The 932-nt window shown below is 36.3% G+C and carries 1 pseudogene; it reads right to left on the bottom strand.

The annotated features are described in order from the left end of the window. Window positions 1-707 precede the first annotated feature (707 nt). Window positions 708-932: pseudogene (locus tag ACRCJ0_RS15810) on the bottom strand (ROK family protein); the annotation flags it as partial.

Here is a 932-nt window from a genome sequence, read left to right as displayed (position 1 = left end):
TATTTCTGAAAAAAGTTTAAAAAACATGAAAATTTTTTTCTCTATCCGAAAATACACAAAAAATGTGAACGATAAGAAGATTGTAGTTGCCCTTTTTTCAAGTTATTGCCTTGGAATTGGATTATTCCTCGATCATTTCGTATTTACTTGCTGTTAGATCTACCCTAGTAAACAGATCTTCCCCTAACCCCTGTCGCACTTCCTCGCAATTGAGGCGGTGTGTATGGCATAAGGCCTTCTTGGAAAAAAATTTACCACTATCCTTCATCCCTTGAATATCCACAATTTAATTCACTTATACTGAAAACTGAAATTCTTTATTCTGTTATAGTAAATTCCTTGAGAATGCTACCTTGGATGGTCATTATTCTTTTAAGTTCATCCAACTTGTATTGCATTTATTTTTAATCCATATTAAAACCTCCGTTAAATCAGCATTTTATTGTAAATTCACATTTTCTTCAATATTTTATCTCAAATCTTCACGGGAAATTCAAAGGTCCGCGCTATTATATAAGCATACCCAATAAAAAAACTTTTCTTCATAAAATCTTTCTCCTCCCAAACGAAAGATTATAAAGTAAACCACCTACCACCTCCCAACGGTAGGTGGTTTTTTTGTGCTATTTTAGGTCATCTCCTTCTAATCACTAGTTAAATATGGGAAAACGAAAGACCGCCATCAAAAGCTAAGCGGTCGTTCGTCATTATTCTTCTATCAACAATTGATATACGGCCCCAATCAGGTTGGCTTCACTACCATATTTACATAAACCAATCTCAACCGATTCAAATGAGTCGTTAAACCATGGTACGTCACGGCGTAGTGCATCATATTTGTCTTGGACCCCTTTTAACACTAGTGGCTGGGCTGAAATACCCCCACCCAAAACGACCCTGTCTAGGTCTAGCGATATCTGTAGGGTATGGAC

This window comes from Aerococcus sp. L_32 (genome assembly GCF_050689315.1).
The sequence above is the reverse complement of the archived record's forward strand: the minus strand, read 5'-3'. Positions and strand labels throughout refer to the sequence as shown.